Annotated in this window: 16 protein-coding genes and 1 pseudogene; 5 read left to right on the forward strand and 12 right to left on the reverse strand. The window is 46.7% G+C overall.

All coding sequences use genetic code 11. The annotated features are described in order from the left end of the window. Positions 1-125: 125 nt before the first annotated feature. The 4 genes from B212_RS0123165 to zwf all read right to left on the reverse strand — a co-directional run bounded on the left by B212_RS0123165 (position 126) and on the right by zwf (position 4,680). Positions 126-608, reverse strand: a complete 483-nt coding sequence (locus B212_RS0123165; protein WP_019913520.1) for a VOC family protein — start codon at positions 606-608, stop codon at positions 126-128. Positions 609-809: 201 nt separating this feature from the next. After that, positions 810-2,225 carry an NADP-dependent phosphogluconate dehydrogenase gene (gene gndA, locus B212_RS0123170; protein ID WP_019913521.1) on the reverse strand — a complete coding sequence of 472 codons (1,416 nt, stop codon included), beginning with the start codon at positions 2,223-2,225 and terminating at the stop codon, positions 810-812. Between the two features lie 235 nt (positions 2,226-2,460). Further along, entirely contained in the window at positions 2,461-3,129 is a 669-nt protein-coding gene (gene fsa / locus B212_RS0123175; protein WP_019913522.1) for a fructose-6-phosphate aldolase, read from the reverse strand. Positions 3,130-3,168: 39 nt separating this feature from the next. Then, positions 3,169-4,680, reverse strand: coding sequence for a glucose-6-phosphate dehydrogenase (zwf, locus tag B212_RS0123180; RefSeq protein ID WP_019913523.1), 1,512 nt, complete (start codon positions 4,678-4,680; stop codon positions 3,169-3,171). 99 nt (positions 4,681-4,779) lie between these two features. Between zwf and B212_RS0123185 the strand changes: the two genes are divergently transcribed. Further along, positions 4,780-5,661, forward strand: a complete 882-nt coding sequence (locus B212_RS0123185; protein WP_019913524.1) for a LysR family transcriptional regulator — start codon at positions 4,780-4,782, stop codon at positions 5,659-5,661. A gap of 143 nt (positions 5,662-5,804) precedes the next feature. On the opposite strand, the gene B212_RS0123190 is transcribed toward B212_RS0123185, so the two are convergent. Together B212_RS0123190 and B212_RS0123195 are read right to left on the reverse strand one after the other, a co-directional pair. Further along, on the reverse strand, positions 5,805-6,677 hold the full coding sequence (locus B212_RS0123190) for a formylglycine-generating enzyme family protein (RefSeq protein WP_019913525.1): 873 nt from the start codon (positions 6,675-6,677) through the stop codon (positions 5,805-5,807). A gap of 109 nt (positions 6,678-6,786) precedes the next feature. Next, complete coding sequence (locus tag B212_RS0123195) at positions 6,787-7,425, reverse strand: glycoside hydrolase family 11 protein (RefSeq protein ID WP_019913526.1); 639 nt, start codon at positions 7,423-7,425, stop codon at positions 6,787-6,789. 556 nt (positions 7,426-7,981) lie between these two features. Here B212_RS0123195 and B212_RS0123200 point away from each other — a divergent pair. Continuing rightward, complete coding sequence (locus tag B212_RS0123200) at positions 7,982-9,379, forward strand: helix-turn-helix domain-containing protein (RefSeq protein WP_019913527.1); 1,398 nt, start codon at positions 7,982-7,984, stop codon at positions 9,377-9,379. A gap of 372 nt (positions 9,380-9,751) precedes the next feature. Here the strand turns inward: B212_RS0123200 and B212_RS0123205 are convergent, their stop codons facing one another. The 4 genes from B212_RS0123205 to B212_RS0123220 form a co-directional block, all read right to left on the reverse strand. Continuing rightward, complete coding sequence (locus tag B212_RS0123205; protein ID WP_019913528.1) at positions 9,752-10,096, reverse strand: cupin domain-containing protein; 345 nt, start codon at positions 10,094-10,096, stop codon at positions 9,752-9,754. Between the two features lie 127 nt (positions 10,097-10,223). Beyond that, a complete protein-coding gene (locus B212_RS0123210) occupies positions 10,224-11,246 on the reverse strand; it encodes a LacI family DNA-binding transcriptional regulator (protein ID WP_019913529.1) in 1,023 nt (340 codons plus the stop codon). 256 nt (positions 11,247-11,502) lie between these two features. After that, positions 11,503-13,926: a flavocytochrome c gene (locus B212_RS0123215; protein WP_019913531.1), complete on the reverse strand. Its 2,424-nt coding sequence runs from the start codon at positions 13,924-13,926 to the stop codon at positions 11,503-11,505. A 14-nt stretch (positions 13,927-13,940) separates the two neighbouring features. Beyond that, positions 13,941-14,540: an NADPH-dependent FMN reductase gene (locus B212_RS0123220; protein ID WP_019913532.1), complete on the reverse strand. Its 600-nt coding sequence runs from the start codon at positions 14,538-14,540 to the stop codon at positions 13,941-13,943. 170 nt (positions 14,541-14,710) lie between these two features. Here B212_RS0123220 and B212_RS0123225 point away from each other — a divergent pair, with 170 nt between their 5' ends. From B212_RS0123225 to B212_RS32255, 3 genes and pseudogenes are all read left to right on the forward strand, one after another. Continuing rightward, complete coding sequence (locus B212_RS0123225; RefSeq protein ID WP_019913533.1) at positions 14,711-15,625, forward strand: LysR family transcriptional regulator; 915 nt, start codon at positions 14,711-14,713, stop codon at positions 15,623-15,625. 24 nt (positions 15,626-15,649) lie between these two features. Further along, the gene (locus tag B212_RS0123230; protein WP_019913534.1) at positions 15,650-16,588 is read left to right on the forward strand and encodes an FAD:protein FMN transferase; all 939 of its coding nucleotides are present in this window, start codon (positions 15,650-15,652) and stop codon (positions 16,586-16,588) included. A gap of 105 nt (positions 16,589-16,693) precedes the next feature. After that, positions 16,694-17,214: pseudogene (locus tag B212_RS32255) on the forward strand (ClbS/DfsB family four-helix bundle protein). A gap of 75 nt (positions 17,215-17,289) precedes the next feature. Here the strand turns inward: B212_RS32255 and B212_RS0123240 are convergent. Continuing rightward, positions 17,290-17,565 (reverse strand): hypothetical protein, encoded by a 276-nt coding sequence (locus tag B212_RS0123240; protein ID WP_019913535.1) that lies wholly within the window; start codon positions 17,563-17,565, stop codon positions 17,290-17,292. Next, positions 17,555-19,120, reverse strand: coding sequence for a glycosyltransferase family 39 protein (locus B212_RS0123245; RefSeq protein WP_036668445.1), 1,566 nt, complete (start codon positions 19,118-19,120; stop codon positions 17,555-17,557). Before B212_RS0123245 ends, B212_RS0123240 begins: the two co-directional genes overlap by 11 nt. Positions 19,121-19,217 lie beyond the last annotated feature (97 nt).

Raw genomic sequence — 19,217 nt, forward strand, 5'->3', positions numbered from 1 at the left:
TATACAGTACCTTCGTCTAGCTGGTATAGAACTATAGCGCACAAGAAAAAGGGACACGAATCGCTCGCATCCCCTTAATCGTAATATTTTGCTCAGCTTAGCTGTTCATTCTTTGGCTACGGGTTTCAATCGGTCTCGCTGCCTGCATGCGCCCGCTTCAGAGCGGCAATATCCAGCTTGCCCATTTGCAGCATAGCCTGCATGACTCTTTGCGCTTTTACAGGATCGGGATCATTCAGCAGTTCCCCCAGAATAGTCGGAAAAATCTGCCACGATAAGCCGTATTTATCCTTCAGCCACCCGCACGGCCCTTCCGAGCCGCCTTCGGACAGCTTCTCCCACAGCTCGTCCACTTCCTCCTGCCCCTCACAGTTGACGAGCAGGGAAATCGCCTCTGAGAAGGTAAACTCCGGGCCGCCGTTCAGCGCAGTGAACACCTGCCCGTCCAGCACAAACGTTACTGTCAGCACCATCCCCGCTGGCCGCCGGCCCCCTTCGCCGTAATACGACGTATTGATGATTTGCGAATTTTTGAATATGGAGGTGTACAATTTCGCCGCTTCTTCCGCCTGGGTATCAAACCATAAATTCGTAACAATCTTTGGCATGACAGATTCCTCCTGAATATTCTTTGGTAGATTCAAGCTCTGCTCTTAGCGTTCCCTCGGGCTGAAATCCTCAAACGTTCATCCTCATTATAGAGCATGAAACGGGAGGATTTGCTAACGATTACTGCTGTAAAAAAGAAAAAAAGCCCGGGGCTTTACACCCGGACCTCATGTGATCTATAGAAAACGGTGGTTCCGTTATTACTTGTTATCCATCCATTGAAAATGGAAGCTGCCTTGCTGATCCACACGCTCGAAGGTATGCGCTCCGAAGTAGTCTCTTTGCGCTTGCAGCAGGTTGGCCGGAAGCCGTTCTGAACGGTAGCTGTCATAGTAGGCCAGTGCGGAGGCAAACGCCGGAACCGGAATGCCTCTTTTCACCGCAACCGCCACAACCTCTCTCCAGGCTTCCTGGTAGTTGTGAACCACGCCGCTGAAGTACTCGTCCAGGAACAGGTTTTTGAGCTCTGGGTCGCGGTCATAGGCATCCTTGATGTTCTGCAGGAACCCTGCGCGGATAATGCAGCCCCCGCGGAAGATCATCGCAATGCTGCCATAGCTCAGGTTCCAGTTATATTCGTCCGAAGCTACCCGCATCTGCGCAAAGCCCTGGGCGTAGGAAGCGATTTTGCTGGCATATAGCGCTTTGCGGACCGCTTCGATGAATTCCTTGGCATCGCCGTCAAAGCTCTTGGCCGCAGGACCCTGCAGGCGCTTGCTTGCAGCTACGCGTTCTTCCTTCATCGCAGAAATGAAGCGCGCAAATACGGATTCGGTAATAATCGAGAGTGGAACGCCCAGATCGAGGGCATTTTGGCTCGTCCATTTGCCTGTTCCCTTTTGTCCGGCCGAATCGAGAATCACATCGACCATTGGCTTACCTGTATCCGGGTCTGACTTCGCGAAAATATCCGCCGTAATCTCGATCAAATAGCTGTTCAGCTCGCCACGGTTCCATTCCGAGAAAATCTCGTGCAATTCCCCAGTGGTCAGGCCCAGCACATCCTTCAGCAGTTGATACGCTTCGCCAATGAGCTGCATATCGCCGTATTCGATGCCGTTATGAACCATTTTGACGTAGTGTCCTGCACCGTCTTCGCCGATGTAGGTAGAGCAAGGATCGCCGTTTACTTTGGCCGAAATGGCTGTCAGGATCGGCTCCACCAGCTCATAGGCATCCTTCTGCCCGCCCGGCATAATGGCCGGACCCTTCAGTGCGCCTTCTTCACCGCCCGATACCCCTGCGCCGATAAAGCGGAAGCCTTGCGCCTGCAGCTCCTTGTTCCGTCTTTGCGTGTCCGGGAAAAAGGCGTTCCCGCCGTCGATCAGGATATCTCCTGGCGACAGGTAAGGCACGAGCTGCTGAATCGTATCATCTGTCGGCTTGCCGGCTTTGACCATAATCATGATTTTACGCGGCGTTTCCAGGGACTGCACGAATTCTTCAATGCTGTAAGCGCCTTTGAAATTTTTACCTGCCGCCTCTGCGAGCAGCTCATCCGTTTTCTCCGAAGAACGGTTGTACAGGGCAACCGAGAACCCCTTGCTCTCCATATTCAAGGCCAGATTCTTACCCATGACGGCTAAGCCGACCACGCCAATCTGCTGTTTACCCATCGTTAATGACCTCCCTATGATATGTGCTGAATCAAGTCTGTGATAGGGGGCTTAAATCGTGACTGCGGGGAATGTTTGGACTTCCGGCCGCTGTTGTCTGCAGATTTCTTCAATTGTACCGCTGTTCGCGGTTGAAATCCGCAGACAAAGGCGGTCGCTACCGCTCCTCCAGTTCCAAACTTCCCCTCCGTCACTTCTGCCCTCTGATTAAGCTTTGATTTTTTATTAAACAGAATTAGACCTGTGGTGTCTTCTTCCAGTCAGCAGCGAACTTCTCCAGCCCTTGATCAGTCAATGGGTGCTTGGAAATTTGCTCGATCACGCTGAACGGAATGGTGGCGATATGCGCGCCAGCCATAGCTACGCGGGTTACGTGGTCTGGATGGCGGACCGAAGCGGCGATAATCTGCGCGTCCAGGTTATGAATACGGAACAACTCGGCAACCTTCACAATAAGCTGCACACCATCCTCCGAAATATCATCCAGACGGCCCAGGAATGGCGATACATAGGTAGCTCCTGCACGGGCAGCGAGCAGCGCCTGGTTCACGGTGAAGATCAGCGTCACGTTGGTTTTTACACCTTTTTTAGAAAGATAACGGCAGGCTTCCAGACCCGCGAGCGTCATTGGGAGCTTAATGGTAATGTTCTTATCATTGTTGTTGATCTTGATCAGCTCGTTCGCCTGTGCAATCATTTCTTCGGCGGTAACGGCATCCGGTGTAACCTCGGCGGATACGGATTCCACTTCAGGCACGGTACGCAGAATTTCCGCAATGCGGTCCTCGAATTTCACGCCTTCTTTGGCGACCAGGGAAGGGTTGGTGGTAACCCCGGACAATACGCCGATCTGGTATGCTTTTTTAATATCCTCTACATTTGCTGTGTCGATAAAAAATTTCATAATCGTAATCCTCCATTTTAAGTTGATTTAATTGATATATTAAAAATTTGAAGCATCAGGCAGCGGCAGTTCGCTTTCTCCATCAATTGCAGAGTCAAACCACCAGTGATTCCCGTCTCTCGCAAGCAGTTGATCACATTCGGCAGGACCGAACGTGCCCGCAGCATAAGGATACAGTGGAACCGAATTTTCCGCAAAAGCATTCAGGATCGGCTGCACCCATTTCCAGGACAACTCCACTTCATTCCAGTGCGCGAAGAACGACGGGTCGCCATTCAGCGCGTCATAGATCAGATTCTCATAGGCTTCCGGCACATCAATATGGCTGGTATGAAAATCAATGTGCATCGCTTTGAATTTTCCTTTGTGCTTGGGATCTCTCGCCTTGAGCTGTAGGGTGATGCCCTCGTTCGGGCTGATCTCGAACACCAGCAAATTAGGAATATCATCCTCAGCGGCTGAAGAATTCTGCTTGATCGGCTCTTTGAACTCAATGACAATCCGCGTCGATTTCTCCTTCATTCTTTTCCCGGTGCGGATATAGAAAGGAACATCCTTCCAAAAAGGATCATCAATCTGCAATCTGGCTGCAATAAACGTATCATTGAGCGATCCTTCGGCAATGCCTGGCTCAGAGGTGTACCCCATAACCGGCTTGCCTTGAATAGCGCCTGCGGTGTACTGCCCCCGGATCACATTGGACTGGATATCCGCTTCCTTCAGCGGCACAAGAGCTTCCATGACCTCTTTCTTCTTAAAGCGCACCTCGTCTGCGGTACTGTCCTTCGGCAGCCGGATCGCCAGCATCATCAGGAGCTGCAGCATATGGTTCTGGAACATGTCCCGGAGCGCACCCACATGATCGTAATAGCCCGCTCTTTCTTCCACGCCCACTGTCTCGCCTGCGGTAATCTGCACATTGGCGATGTAGCGGTTGTTCCACAGCGCATGAAGCACCGGATTTGTCTGCTGGAACACATCCAGCTCCTGCACCATCGGTTTGCCAAGATAATGGTCGATGCGGAAAATTTCATCCTCGGTAAAAGCCTCGCTCAGCTTGAGATTCAGCTCCTGCGCAGACTGCAAATCATGTCCGAAGGGCTTCTCAATTACCAGACGTTTCCAGCCCTTGGCCGCACCCAGCCCGCTCTCTTTAATGTTCAAGGCAATCGTCTCAAAAAACTCAGGGCCGACGGACAAATAAAACATCCGGTTGGGCGAGCTGCCCATGCCCTTTTCCTGCTGTTCAATTCCCTGTAAAAGCTTGAGATAGTCCTCTTTGTGCCCTACATCCAGCACATGATATCTGAAGGCGTTCAGGAAGCTGCTTACAGACTCAGGGTCATTCACTTCACGCCGGGAAAAGTCCCGGAGCGACTGCTCAACCATGGCCTGAAAAACTTCATCAGCCAGCTCTCTCCGGCCAAGACCCACCACAGAGAATGAATGGTGCAGCTTGTGGTCGAGATACAGATTATACAGCGCAGGATAGATTTTTCTTCGGGCCAAATCTCCTGTCGCCCCAAACAAAACAAACGTAGTTGCCTCCATCTCCATTCTCCTTTGACTCTGGTTTATCTTTCCTGGTTACACTATAATACAAATACGACCCATACATGTAATTAATATATTTTACAGGAGCTATAGACCATGTCTATGAACAACTTTGAGCTATATAAGGTTTTCTATTGGGCTGCGAAGACTGGAAGCCTGACCCAGGCCGCGAAATCTCTGTATATCACCCAGCCGAGCGTCAGCCATGCCATCAAGCAGCTTGAGGACAGCTTTGGCCTCACTCTGTTTATCCGAAATTCCAAAGGCGTCGAGCTGACACCGGAAGGCGCTACACTGTACTCCTATATTGAGCAGTCCCACATCCTGATTACCCAGGCGGAGAAGAAAATGGACGAGCTGAAAAATCTCGACAACGGCGAGCTGCGCATTGGCGGCAGCGATTCCCTGTTCAAGCATTACCTGCTGCCCTTTATTGAAGTCTTCCATCAGAAGTACCCCGGCATCCGGCTGCATCTGATCCACGGAACCACACCGGAGGTCATCTCCTATTTAAAAGAAGGGCAGGTCGATCTGGGCGTAGTGCGCATACCTATCGGCGATCCCCAGCTTGAGGTGCGGCAGGGACTTCAGCTTCAGGACTGCTTCATCGCGGGCAGCCACTATGCCGAGCTTAGCCAAAAGGTGCTGTCCATCAAGGAGCTGCTTCAGTACCCTATCACCCTGTTCTCCCGCAGCAGCCGCGCCCGGATGGCAATCACGGACTTATTCCGTGACTATGGCTATGAGCTGAAGCCCGCATTCGAGGTCGGCAGCGTGGGCCTGCTGATCGAGTTTGCCCGCAAAGGACTCGGCATCTCCTTCGTTACCCGGGAATTTGTATCCAAGGAGCTGGAAGAAGGCTCCCTCTTCGAAATTAAGCTGGACGTGCAGCTTCCCCCGGCCCAGGTCGGCGTGATGACCATGCGCAACATGCCGCTGACGAGTGCGGCCAGCAAGTTTATTGAGCTTACCAGATAACGGGCCTGTAAAAAAACATAAAACGGCTATGCCTCCTTGACTGGATAGCATAGCCGTTTACATTGTAGGAAAAAGTGAACTGCTCCAGCAGGGGATTGGGCAACAGAATTGGCAATATCCTGAATGGTTGAGCCGTTCGATGCCTACCCGCCGCGGCACACACGAAAACCCTGGTCAGGGCCCTGCCCATTCGCCTCGAACTTGCCCCGATAAGATAACTCGCTGCTGCTGACGTCACCCATCCAACCGCCGCCCTTCAGGACCCGGAAAGAGCCGCTGCTACTATCCAAGTCTCCGTACCAGTTCCAGCACCACTCCCTTACATTGCCTGACATATCGTAAAGCCCTAACTCGTTGGGTTTCTTGTCACCGGCAGGTTTTGTTTTATTATGGTTGTTTTCTATAATAGGCCAGTTCCATTCCCCTGATAAGTATTTATCTCCAGCATTTCTCCAATACCAGGCAACTTCATCCGCATTATTGCTTCCGCTGTAGGTGTAGCTTTTGCTCATCTGACCTCCGCCCGCAGCATATTCCCACTCTGCCTCCGTCGGCAACCGGTAGCCATTAGCTCCTTCATTGATCGTTACTGTCCATTTTAATTTATCGTACTCACTCTTATTATTCGGGTCTAATCTGATCTTATTGATATTGTAATAAGGCTTTAAGCCCTCTTTTATGCTCCTTTCATTACAGTACTCAACAGCGTCATACCAACTTACCCTTTCTACCGGCAAATTGTCGCCTTTGAATTCTGAGGGGTTGCTTCCCATCACCTCGGTCCACTCTTTTTGAGTTACCTCGTATTTGGCGATATAGAAATTTGCTAAGGTTACGCCTTTTCCATAGTAGTTGGACTTTGTGTCTATAACAGCCCCGCCTTTGACGAATACAAAGGTATCAGACTGTTCTTGCATGTTATCAGGATTGTTCTGCACGCTGTCAGCCTTTTCCTGCGAACATGCGCTGACAACAACCGTTAATGCCGCTAGAAGAATAATAAATAGCTTTCTCATTGATATATCTCCTTAAAACTGATAGTACAAATATTGTTTCCTGAAATAAATAAGGCCGCCGGCTGTGAGACCGGACAGCCTTGGCAATATCAAATGGTTAAGCCACTGATTACCACACCGTTACGTCAGAGCTTCCACTGCTTTGATACCCTTCTGTCGCCAACATCTGGTAGGACCAGCTACTGCCCAGTTTCATTCCTTTACTAGCCCATGCGTTAACATGGTTGTTAAAAGTGATAACGGAGTTGACCCCGGTCGCTCTCTTCGACTGCCTTACACTCCAGAACTGGGTGAACGTTTGTGTGCCGTCAATAGAAGGTGCGTTGTACCGTGTACTCGTATAAATATCATAGGTGCCTCCATCGCTGGTCACGTTGCCTTTATACGTTCCAGTAGGTCTATAAGTGCCCCAACTATCAACGACGTAATATTCAATAAGCGAGTTCCGCGTCCACCCGTAGAGAGTCAAATACCCATTGCCCGACGGGGCCCAGACGCCTGCATTATAGTTGATTACTCTGGTTGGCGATCCGGTAGTCCAGCCTTTACCGACAACAAAATTCCCGGTATTCGACCAATTCACACTGTAGTTCCCGCCAGATCCGTTGACAGCATTTACTGTGCCTCCACCATCGGTCCAATTTTGCCAATAGTCTGTCGCTGCATTTGCAGTTGCTGCAAACAAGCTGAAGCAACTCATTGAAGCTGTAATAACTAACGACATGATTTTCTTATTTACCTTAAACATATCCAACCTCCTCAAATTGTTTGTTTCTCAATCCTGAATTGCATGCGCTGGAATATTACCTTCTATGAGTCACTCCCTTTCATTTGTCAGATACTATATATAGCAAATTATAGTAAGTAAGCGCATACATTTCAATTTGCTAAATTAAAGGTTCAACCCAGATTTTCTCACTTATTTTTATTAAGTTCTGGGGTAAAACGTGGTTGCACGGGGTTCCGTATCGTTGGAAGGTTGGAGAATAATCCCTGAAGCTGTATATCGTTATCCGCAGTTCTCATAGAATTTGCACGCCTTAACGTTATAATTGTTCCAATTTTTCTTTACCATGATATAGCCTACCGCCTGCTGCTCCGCAAATAACCATATACACTACTTGACTGCCGAATTTGTTGCGTCTGCACTGCCTTTAATCAAATCAACTAAGAACAGATTTCACCTCCTGCTCCAGTTCACTGTTTCTACTAATCCGCAGTATTGACCATTGGAATATTATAGAATATTATTACATCCATACAACAAAATTATAATTTTTGGAATTCAGTTAGGTGGTGTCTACATGGTCCCTACTACAGCCACGATTCGCGATTCATTGGCGCTGTATCTGTCGCAGCAGGGGATGTCTATTAATCAATTTTCGGGACAATCCGGAATTAATTCAGGAACACTCAGCCGGATACTTAGTGGCCAGCAGCCGATTGCCATGAACCATCTGGAGCGGATCACCACGGGGATGGGTCTGCCGGAGGACCATTTCTACAGCTTATATGTGGACGAATGCTTCTATTATTCGGCACCGACCTGGCGGCGTTTGCGGCCTTTTCTTGTACGTTCAGCCGAGTTGGGCCGTCTCGATTGCGTTGAACAGGTCGTTCAGAATCTGCTTGAGAATCTGACCTATGCCTCTATGCTGTTCGAAGTGGCGGAAGGGCTGTTTCAGGAGGGGCTGTGGCAGGCTGCAGCGTTATTATATAAGAATGTGAGCGCCAGTGAGAAATATCAGAACTCGGAGCGGCTGGCGGTATGCCAATACCGCCTATTTAAAATTGCCTTGGGTGACGATCAGAGCATTAATTCGCGAGAGGCAATCCTCTTTGAGTGTTACATAGATCGGCTAGATGAGGCTGATCAATTAGATGGAATACAAGACTTGATGAATGTCTATTATTCCTTGCAACAGTGGCCTAAGGTGGATGAACTGGCCCAGAAGATGCTACGGCTGGCTACACTCCGTTATAATCTCCAGCACCAGTCGAACCGTAAACAAGACAATAGAAAAGCACCTCAAAGACCACTTTATCACTATATTTTAAACGCCCAGCTTTTCCTCTCTAGTATTTGCATGGAATATGGGGATTATAAGTCTGCATTAGAGCGTGTGCCACTCTATATAGACGGAAGCTGGATACAGGAAGATGATAAAGAAGCGCAACGGACATTAGTCCAGTTTCAGGAGTGGGGTACGGCTAACACTTATTTATACGGTGTGCTGGACGGACAACTGGAAGTTCTGGCTGAGTATGTGGAATATATCGCAGCACAACCAGAAGAGATATTTACGGCTCTGTACAATATTATTAAATCAGCTAACCAGTATGACTGGAATGTTGATTACATTCTGGAGCGCTTCGCTACCTACATCCCTTATCGGACCTATAGATCGGAATTTGCTGAGTACAATCAGCAGATTATGACAGACAAACACGCCAGATTTCTTGCTGAACTGGCAGGCTATTACTTACATAATAAGCGAAATGAAGAATTCTGCTTCGTACTAGAAAGTTTAAAATCATCTGCTAAAATTAATAATGAGAGTATAGCCATCACTTGTGTCGATCTGTTTGAACAATATCGGTATGCAGCAGGAGAAGAAGAAATGGAAAAATACAAACTTCTGATCAGAACAGTGCGGAATTCTAATACCAAGAAAATTCATCAAGCTTCTAATTTAATGTAGTCTGTTCGCTGTATTGTTTTTCCGGCAGTAAGCAATGAAATCGTAGCAGATAGTAACACTCAATCGTTAATCCAAACCATGTCTCATGGTATCGGCGGTAGTTGAATTTATTCTACCATTCAGCCATAGATTCTAAACTTGCTTTGGGGACCTGACACCTTATTTCCACTCCCACTACTATCCCCTTCTTCTCCACCGAACTTCTGCTGACTTACCAATCAACGTTCCCGATTATTTTCGGGAGCGTTTTTCTTTTTATACAGTCTCTATACCTCAAAACAAAAAAACACACCGCCCCATCTCATCAGCTTCTGACCCCTGATCAAACGGTTCGGCATGTTTTCTCATACTTGTCTGCTCACACTCTTCCTATTACTTCAAAAAATCCGCACGCGCCGGGGTAAAAGCATCCAGCAGGATGCCGTCGTCTTCCAGCGGGATGCAGCCATGCAGCACATCGGACGGGAAGTGGATGCTGTCGCCCACCTTAACGATCTGCACATCCTTGGTTTCGCCGTTGTCGATCATGAACTGGAAGCTGCCCTTCAGCACGTAGGTGACCTGTTCATGGACATGCTTATGGAGCGGAATCTCACCCTGCTGAGCTTTAGCAAACATCACTTTGGTGTACATGAGCTGTTCGCTGTGTGCCAGAACCTTGCGGGTGGTGTTGCTGTCAACCGTATCGGTCTGAATCTCCTGGTCTTTAAAAAACATGAATAATCCCTCCACTAAATCGGTTTAGTAAAGCAGCAAAAAAAACTAAAAATGAATTGTAACCAGCTTAACACCTGCCCTGGCGATATACAACCCGGGTGCGAAAATCGCCGAAAACTTTCTTTTTTCAATTCAATCTCCGCACAGATTCTCTATGATTAATGGCCGGATTCAAACGGATAATTTCGGACGTCTCCTCCTGCTCCTGATCTTTCCGGTCGATTTTGTCCAGCAGCAGCCGGGCGCTTCTCTTCCCCATCTCGAAGGTAGGCTGGGAGATCGTAGTAATCGGCGGACTATACAAAGCTGCAAAGGAGACATCATCAATACCGATCAGAGACAAATCCCCGGGGATGGTCAGGCGGTTAGTTTTGGCATAGATCAGCACCTGCTCCAGAATCATATCATTGGTGGCGATGAGCGCAGTGGGGGGATTGTCCATGTGGAACAGCTCTGTAAGCAGCGTCTGCATCTCCTCCAGCCTGCCGCTTCTGATATAGTTTTCATTAACAGGCAGCCCATAATGCTCCATCGTCTTCCGGTAGCCGGACAGCCGCTCTACCCGTGTGGTGATCGCCTTTTTGCCCAAAGGGAATGTGATCATTCCAATGTCCGTATGACCATGCTGAACGAAGGTTTCCACGGCCAGCCCGCTGGCCTTCTCGTTACTCAGCAGCACCGTGTCTACGCTAAGCTCGTCGATTTTCCGGTCAACAAATACAAAGGGATACCCGTTCTTCACAAGGGAAGCATACAGCTTCTTATTCTCTTCCGTCGGAAAAATGATCAGACCGTCCACCTGCCGCGCGATCATCGACTGGACGTAATTCTTTTCCTTGAGCGAGTCGTCGTCGGTGTTGCAGATAATCACCTGGATTCCCTTGAGCTGGCACTCATCCTCTATCGCCCGCACAATTTCTGTTGTGAATTTCGATAGAATAGTGGAAGAAATTACGCCCACAATGTATGTCTTCTTATGCTTGAGACTGCGGGCCACCTCATTGGGAATATAATTCAGCTCCTCAATCGCCTGCTCAATCCTCCGCCTGGTATCCAGACTCATATAGTTGTATCTCTTGCTCAGAAATTGCGAGACCGTACTCTTGGACACCCCGGCACGCTCCGCCACTTCCTTCATTGTGACTACCATCGTTCATCCTCCCGGAACACCGGCATGTTCATTATTGCTTTGCTGAATTACCTCAAAAAGAAATAGACCGCCCTGGTCAAAGGAGACGGTCTATTTCTGCCTAAACCTATTTACCAAGCCGCCGCCCTTAAAAGCGGCTATTGCTCCGAGAGCCGTGTTAGCGCACGGCTCTCTTTGCATTGTACGTCTTTTCTACCCACACTATACCACAATTCGTTTTATAAAGTAAAAATAATTATAGTTGTGCATACTATTACTATTTCATTTCATCAACGGCAGTCTTACCCGCAATTCGTCCGAAGGTAAAAATATCAGTTAGCGCATTACCGCCAAGGCGGTTACCTGCATGGATACCTCCTGCAACTTCTCCAGCGGCATACAGATGTGCAATTGGCTGACCCTTTTCATCTAATACATGAGTTTTGGTGTCTATCTTAAGACCGCCCATGGTATGATGAACTGCTGGTTTTCTAGGAGTAGCATAAAACGGAGCCTTCTCTACTTTTAAGCTAAATGTATCCTTATGGAACTCTGGATCAAAGCCCGCTTCTACATATGAATTATATTTATCAACGGTATCTCTAAGAATCTTAGGCTCCATACCGATTTTTACTGCCAGCTCTTCTATGGTATCGGCTCTAAACAGTGTGCCCGCTTCTACCTGACGTTCTAGCTTTTCTTGACTAGTATTCGCTGCCGTTTTCTTAATCTCCTCATCAGCGATAAGGTAAAATAAACTTCCCTGGTCAATAGCAGCTTTTGTTAAGACATCCCGCCCGGAAAATTCATTAACAAATCGTTCTCCCTTTTTATTGACTATTACAAAATTTTCAGGAGGGACCTGAACGCCGCTGAACAGCTCACCCGTCTCAGGATCAGCTACAGGCATCATCTGAGTAAATCCCATTCCTGTCAGTGCTGCTCCTACGCTCTTCCCAAGCAATATCCCGTCACCGGTCATAGCGTAGGAATTGGTGGTTTTTATATCATCATCAATATTGCTCCAGTAAGTGTTATATTCCTTGAGCATCTTTGTGTTTGCACCAAAACCGCCACTTGCAAGCACAACTGCTTTGGCATGAACCGTTATCTTTTGCCCATTGACACCGGTTGCTATAACACCTGCTATTTCCCCATCCTTCAGTATCAATTGCTGAACAGGGCTGTCTGTAATAATCTTTCCTGAGTTCTCTTCTACATATTTGCTTAGTGCAATTATAAATGCTGAGCCATAGCTTTTGACAGGCTTATGGCCGCGGCGCCAAAGGGCTCCGACAGGAGCAAATACGATACTCTTATCATATTCAACACCTATGTCCTCAAGCCACTCAACACTTTCTAAGGCATTGTCCGTAAGGACCTTTACCAGGTCATATTGTCCGTATATCGTGTTGCCACTAAGGTCCGTTCGTTTTCCCCCGAAATAGGTTTGCATTCTGTGAAGAAGCGGGGAGTCAAATAAATAAGCCTTTTCTGTGCCAAACTTTTTTTGATAAGCTGAAAACTCTTCTTTAAGTGCATGGAAATCAGCTAAATATTCTGAATGTATCACAATCTCGTCAGTACTTAATAAATTTTCAATAGTATGTCTTTCACCTGGATTCTCATCAAATTGATGTTGCCATACAGGATCTGCAGCATTGACAGGACCACCTGAACGTATGGTATTCCCACCCACAGCAGGGTATTTCTCAAGAACAATAGTACTTGCGCCATTCTGCAAAGCTATAGCAGCCGCACTTAGTCCGGCACCGCCACCGCCTACAACTACTACATCACAAGTATATTCCTCGTCTTCCTTGATTCGGCTGCTGGCAGGCTTGGGACGTCTCTTAAGTATATCAGGGTTAACTCCAGCAAGCTTAACTGCTTTGGCTACACCGTCTATTACACCATTACTAGTTTCAGAAGCACCTGAGAGAGCATCAACATTCAATGTCTGTCCTTCCAAAATTTTATTGGGGATTCTTACAAAAACCACGTCGGCAATTCCTTCTGTTTCACCCTGGGTATCTATATTAATGCTTTCGATTCGATTTTCACTAAAGGATACTTTCATTGGAAGGTTTCCGCTGTGGCCTATTGCATTCACCTCGTACACACCCGGTTTAAAAGTAAACTCCTCTTCCTCGTTGAGCTGATTCGAAATTTTGGCAAAACGCAGGAAACGCAGGAAACATATCTCCAGAAAATCTATCGTTCCTTCATTGTTAAGGTCACCCGAGTCATCAAACGCCTTATTTGCACTCCCAAGTAGAAACTCATACCCTGGCATTACATTAGCATCTACCCCTGGCGCATCTAGAATTTGACGAAGATGTAACTGTGCACGGGAGGACCCCTGTGTACCAAGCGAAGCCCCCAATATCATCACTGGTTTTCCAGCAAGCGGATGAATCTCGAAGCTCAGCCATTCCAGCAGGCTTTTAAGAGCGGAGGGGATTGAATGGTTATACTCTGGAGTTGCAATAATTACACCATCACTTGCAATAATCTTCTCATTGAACGTTTGTATGACTTTACTGTTGGACTGATTATCGGATTGATTAAACATGGGGACATCTGTAATTTCAAGTATTTCAATCTCTGCCCTTGACGCAAAGTGTTTTTTCATAAACTGAAGAAGCTTGCGGTTATAAGATTTTTTGGCATTAGTCCCAACGATTGCTATGAATTTCATTTATATTAGCCCCCTTAATCTTGCCAAGAGAATTTTTTTGCTTTTTTATTCAGCATCTTTTTTGCCAGAAGTTCGGTTGTAATATCCGTAAACAGAACAAATTCCCTGAAGATTTCATCAAGCTCCAACACCTTGTCAGAGTAAATGAGATTACCTGTGCTATCAAAAGCACCCTGTGATTTTCCTAAAAGGAACTCACTGCTTGGCATAATTCTGGCAGCAAGCTCAGGCGAATCAAGGATTTGTCTAAGATGTGCTTGTGCCCTGGAAGAACCAAGTGCGCCATGAGAGGCCCCCACGATTAAAACAGGCTTGTCTGTAAGTGACTGACTCGTGTAACTAATCCATTCCAGAGCACTTTTTAAAACCGCAGGTATGGCATGATCATACTCTGGTGTTGCTATTATTACTCCATCGGCTTTGAGAATTTTATCAGATAGCTCTGCTACCTTGTCAGGAATATCAGAGTCCTCCGGTTCCATAAAGGCAGGTAAATCCTTGATTTCATATAGTTCAATCTCCGCCTCACTAGAAAAATGCTTTTGCATAAATTGAAGCAGCATGCGGTTAGTTGACACATCTGAATTAGTGCCTACGATTGCTAAATAATTCATGGTAATCCCCTTTCTGCTCAGTAAACTTAAGATATTACCCGTTTGTATAACGTAACATATCAATTAAATAGTTATCTAATAGTTATTTATTGAGGTTTGATAACTAAATTGTTATAATTAAGGCTAACCCAAACATGTTATTTTTTTCACAAGGCAGGGTGAGGTGAACCATGTCAAAATTACATTCTCAGGATATCCTGTACTATATTGATACTCTTTTGAAATACAGTAATTATGGTAAGGCCGCTAAATCACTTTATATTTCTCAGCCTTATTTGACGCAGGTTATAAAAAAAGTCGAAAGCCAGTTGAACTGTGAGCTAATCAATCGTAGCAAGCTGCCCTACAGATTAACCGAGCAGGGAAAAATATACTACCAGTATTTAACCTCATTAGAAAATAGCTATGCAAAGCTTCTTAGGGAGATATCAGACGTATCGAATACAGACAGCAAGGTCATAAAGATAGGAGTGCTTCCTAGCCTTGGTTCTTACCTTATGCCCCTTTTTATTCCCATCTTTTTAGATATTCACCCTACTTGTAAAATAAATCTTTTGGAGGATTTACCTGAAAAAAATGAGAAACTCATACAAAATAATGAGTTGGACTTTTGGATTGGGCAAAATTCGAGCAATATTTCTCCAAACTTGAACTCGGTTAGCTGGGGCAGACATAGCTATCGGGCTATTATCCCACGCTGCAGTGAATTATACCAAAAAGATGTAGCGATCATCCCGGAAGAAACTATTGAGATCAGTAAAATTTTGAGTCAAAAGCTGATTCTGACTTCCAAGGGGTCTGCGATCAGAAAACAGATAGATCAACTGTTAAGTGTCTATAAGATACAACCCGAAATCATTATGGAAAGCAACGATATATACACTGTACTTAAGCTTGCACAGCATAATTTGGGTCTGACCTTTGTGCCTGAAAGTATCAATATCGAAGAGTGCCCCTCTGAATACAATCTATATCAAATTCCCGTAGATAAGATGAGTTTGGATTATTTTATAGCATATCATGCCGAAAGAACACTAACTAATGTTGATCATGACCTGATAAACACCTTTCTGACTCATGGATAAAAATGTGCGATGTAGGAGGCTGCAATGAATGAGTATACACAAATTATACATCTCATGGGAACAAAAATATCCCTCTATTTAAAAGCACCGGATGCTGAGAAGCTCGCCCATGAAGCAGTGAATATGCTGATACGTTATGAAGAAGTCTTCAGTGCCAATAGTGATAACTCACAGCTTGCGATGCTAAAAAAAACGGCTGCATTAAGTCCGCAACAGGTGGACGAGGAACTGTATGAACTTATAAAAACAGGAAAGCAACACAGTCTGCATGAAAATTCATATTTAAATATTGCGATAGGCCCATTAATAAAATTATGGAGAATAGGGTTCCGCGAGGCACATGTGCCAGAAGCTGGAGAGATCGAGAAGGTGCTGGAGCTTCTACACCCTGAGAATATACAGCTCGATGATGAGCAACTCAGCATTTATTTCTTAAAAAAGGGCATGGAGATAGATCTTGGAGCTATCGCTAAGGGTTATTTTGCCGATAAGGTTATGGAATTATTTAAGTTAAATGGGGCTATCTCGGCTATGGTAGATATGGGAGGCAATGTTCTTGTTTATGGAGATTCACCCTCCGGAGGCAGTGACTGGAAAGTCGGAATACAGAATCCCTTTTTACCAAGAGGAAATGCGGCAGCACTTGTCAGAATCAGAGATCAATCCGTTGTTACGTCAGGAATCTATGAGCGAGTGCTTGAAAAGGGAGACAGTAAATACCATCATATATTTAACAGCAGAACAGGCTACCCGATAGAAAGTAACGTCGCTTCTTTAACTGTTATTGCTGACAGGTCATTGGACTGCGATATCTATTCTACAGAATTGTTCGGATTAGATGCTGCTTCAATTATCCATAGAGTTAACGGAATGAAGGATATGGAAGCTGCCGTAATAACGATGGACGGAAAACTGGCCTGCACAGCTAATCTTAGAGGAAGAATAGATCCCTTAAATACCTGAGGGAGGGCCGCTCCACGCCTTCAGTCCTTGATTATATAATTCATAAACATGACATACTGCTGTCACTCCCCCATGCTATAACTAAGCTAAAAACGAGGTGTGCGTATGGCAAGCTATGAATATTTGTCTAAAGCGGACTTAGTGGAAAGTATCCACGCCAAATATGTGCTTCTGGACGCAGAATTTGAGAACATAGGTAACAGCCAGCGGGATACCAGAATACCCGAGGTGGATAAAACCCCGGCGGAAATCATCGCCTACCAGCTTGGCTGGCTTCAGCTTGTGATGGGCTGGGATGAAGCCGAACGGGAAGGCCGTGAAGTGGTCATGCCCGCCCCGGGCTATAAATGGAACCAGCTTGGCGGACTGTACCAGTCCTTTTACGAGACATACGCCGAATATTCCATTTCTGAGCTGCGGGACTTATTCCGACAGGCGGAGCAGCAGTGGCTGGACTGGGTCGGCACATTGACGGGGAAGAGCTTTTCACACAAGGCGTCCGCAAATGGACAGGCAATAAGGAGAACTGGCCGATGGCCAGATGGATTCACATCAATTCGGCTGCCCCTTTCACAACCTTCCGGGCAAAGGTCAGAAAGTGGAAGAAATACAGCGTTCAGGTGTAAAGCGGGTCTAGCGGGAAAGAGCATCCGCCGGAATCGAGTCCCGGGTCTCTCTCCCGCTGAATCTAAGGCTTATGCTCACCTTCTGCCGCTTGTTCCGCCGTCCGTTCCTTGACCTTGCCCTTGACCGCCGTTTCTTTGTGTTCTCCCATTCATACCGGGGCCGCCGCCATCCATGCCACGGCCTCCCCCGTTAAAATTCATGCCGCCGTTCCTTCCCGGGAACCCGTTCATCCTGGAGCCGGAGTCCGAATCCGTGATCTTTTGGGCGGTTATAGCCTCACACGAGGCAAGCACCATAGAGCAGGCAAGCACTACGATCAGCAAAGAGATATACCCTCTCTTAGTCCGCATCTTTTGCCCCCCTTTTCCTGAACATATAATTATAGACGTCTTTAAATCCCATGTAGGACAACACGATCAAGAGCGGATACACCGGATAAATATACCGGGATTTGATCTCCCATAACAGGTAGAACCCGATGAACCCGAGCACCACCAGTATCAAGGAGGTCTCCTCGAACCTTTTGGCTAAGATGCCGCCGATCAACCGGACGAGAATGAAACAGTACATCAGAAAATTCATCACATACAGCACCCAGAGCAGCCCGCTTCTGTACTTCGAATCTCCCTTGAACAAATCCGAAGCAAACGTACTATACACATAGCGGTCCATCACAAAGCCCATTCTTCCTCCATTGCCGGACGAGCTATCATTGCCAAGGCCGTATCTTTCCATCTGATAGGTCCCTTCCGTCCAGGTCCATACCAGCTTCTTATAGTACATTTCCACTAATTCGCCCACCGTGGCGCCGGAGATTTTATTGCGGATAGATTCCTTGAACAGCTCCACACTTTCCGCCTTGTTATAGTTCGCTTCTCTCTGGTAGATGTTGTAGCTCTCCTGGTTATCCCAGAACCCCAGCGTCTCCAGATTGATCCCCATATTCAGCCACATATAGACAGGTGCGGAATTTCGGCTCACCGGCTCATCTACGATGCCCGTTCCCTGCAGCACGGCATTCTGAGTCCAGCCCGGAACGTTGAACAGCAGAACCGTTAAGCACAAAGCAGCGATAGCCTTCCTGACGCCCAGAGCACGCAAGCTGAACAAAAGACTAGCAATTATGGCGATTAAAAAGATGATCCCGATGCTTCTGAAATAATTGCCGATAGCCAACAGGATTGCCGCAAGCAGAATATCCTTCATAGACTTACTTCGGATGAACCGGATGGCGAAATATAAAGCGCTGGTCAGAAAAGCCGTCGCAATTACATCGTTATAAATAAGATTGCTCATGAACAGGGACGGAATATAGGTTGCGGCAAATACCAGAACACCATAGTCATGCTGCTTGGACTTATAGTCCAGCTCCTTATACAGCAAGTAGATCATTAGCGTCGTGACAAGTGAGAACAGGATGTTGAATATTTTGATTACCAGATAGTTATCGGGAAATAACTGCAGCAGCGTTTTTAGGTACAGGACGATGGAGAACTGGAATGGGAACATGTGCAGATATCCCCCCGTTTGAAAGGAGGAATAATCCTTCCGATACAGCATATCCATTGCCAGTGACAGCACCGTTTGCGAATCATCCGTCGGCAGTCTGGTGAACAGGAAGATGATCACAATTTGAATGGCAAAAGAAAACAGGAGCGTAGCCGGAATCACGATTTTGGCGCTGTACCTGTTAAGCCTCAAGCCCATTCTGTACAGGACGAAGCTGAGTGCAAGGACGATTGCAATCAGCGCTATAAAAAGAACCGGCTGCTGCTGCTCCAGCACCGGCTTATCGCCAAATGCGAAATAGTTATACTCCGCCCTGAGAAAAAAAGAGGAAGCGATAAAAAGCGCTGTAAAAAAAGCAAACATGAAATACAATATTCGCTGAGTTCCCCTTATCAATGGATAACCTCCTAAAAGTTTTGTGAGCGATGCTTCGTCGATATGGCTTCAAACAAAACTAGCTTCGAAAGCATATTCTTACGGCAATGGGATAGAA

It is taken from the genome of Paenibacillus sp. HW567, from assembly GCF_000374185.1.
Classification (GTDB): Bacteria; Bacillota; Bacilli; order Paenibacillales; family Paenibacillaceae; genus Paenibacillus_AQ.

What these genes read in the sequence shown, in the direction of transcription:
- B212_RS0123165 (WP_019913520.1), bottom strand. Translation starts at nt 608, where the DNA reads ATGCCAAAGATTGTTACGAATTTATGGTTTGATACCCAGGCGGAAGAA.
- gndA (WP_019913521.1), bottom strand. Translation starts at nt 2,225, where the DNA reads ATGGGTAAACAGCAGATTGGCGTGGTCGGCTTAGCCGTCATGGGTAAG.
- fsa (WP_019913522.1), bottom strand. Translation starts at nt 3,129, where the DNA reads ATGAAATTTTTTATCGACACAGCAAATGTAGAGGATATTAAAAAAGCA.
- zwf (WP_019913523.1), bottom strand. Translation starts at nt 4,680, where the DNA reads ATGGAGGCAACTACGTTTGTTTTGTTTGGGGCGACAGGAGATTTGGCC.
- B212_RS0123185 (WP_019913524.1), top strand. Translation starts at nt 4,780, where the DNA reads ATGTCTATGAACAACTTTGAGCTATATAAGGTTTTCTATTGGGCTGCG.
- B212_RS0123190 (WP_019913525.1), bottom strand. Translation starts at nt 6,677, where the DNA reads ATGAGAAAGCTATTTATTATTCTTCTAGCGGCATTAACGGTTGTTGTC.
- B212_RS0123195 (WP_019913526.1), bottom strand. Translation starts at nt 7,425, where the DNA reads ATGTTTAAGGTAAATAAGAAAATCATGTCGTTAGTTATTACAGCTTCA.
- B212_RS0123200 (WP_019913527.1), top strand. Translation starts at nt 7,982, where the DNA reads ATGGTCCCTACTACAGCCACGATTCGCGATTCATTGGCGCTGTATCTG.
- B212_RS0123205 (WP_019913528.1), bottom strand. Translation starts at nt 10,096, where the DNA reads ATGTTTTTTAAAGACCAGGAGATTCAGACCGATACGGTTGACAGCAAC.
- B212_RS0123210 (WP_019913529.1), bottom strand. Translation starts at nt 11,246, where the DNA reads ATGGTAGTCACAATGAAGGAAGTGGCGGAGCGTGCCGGGGTGTCCAAG.
- B212_RS0123215 (WP_019913531.1), bottom strand. Translation starts at nt 13,926, where the DNA reads ATGAAATTCATAGCAATCGTTGGGACTAATGCCAAAAAATCTTATAAC.
- B212_RS0123220 (WP_019913532.1), bottom strand. Translation starts at nt 14,540, where the DNA reads ATGAATTATTTAGCAATCGTAGGCACTAATTCAGATGTGTCAACTAAC.
- B212_RS0123225 (WP_019913533.1), top strand. Translation starts at nt 14,711, where the DNA reads ATGTCAAAATTACATTCTCAGGATATCCTGTACTATATTGATACTCTT.
- B212_RS0123230 (WP_019913534.1), top strand. Translation starts at nt 15,650, where the DNA reads ATGAATGAGTATACACAAATTATACATCTCATGGGAACAAAAATATCC.
- B212_RS0123240 (WP_019913535.1), bottom strand. Translation starts at nt 17,565, where the DNA reads ATGCGGACTAAGAGAGGGTATATCTCTTTGCTGATCGTAGTGCTTGCC.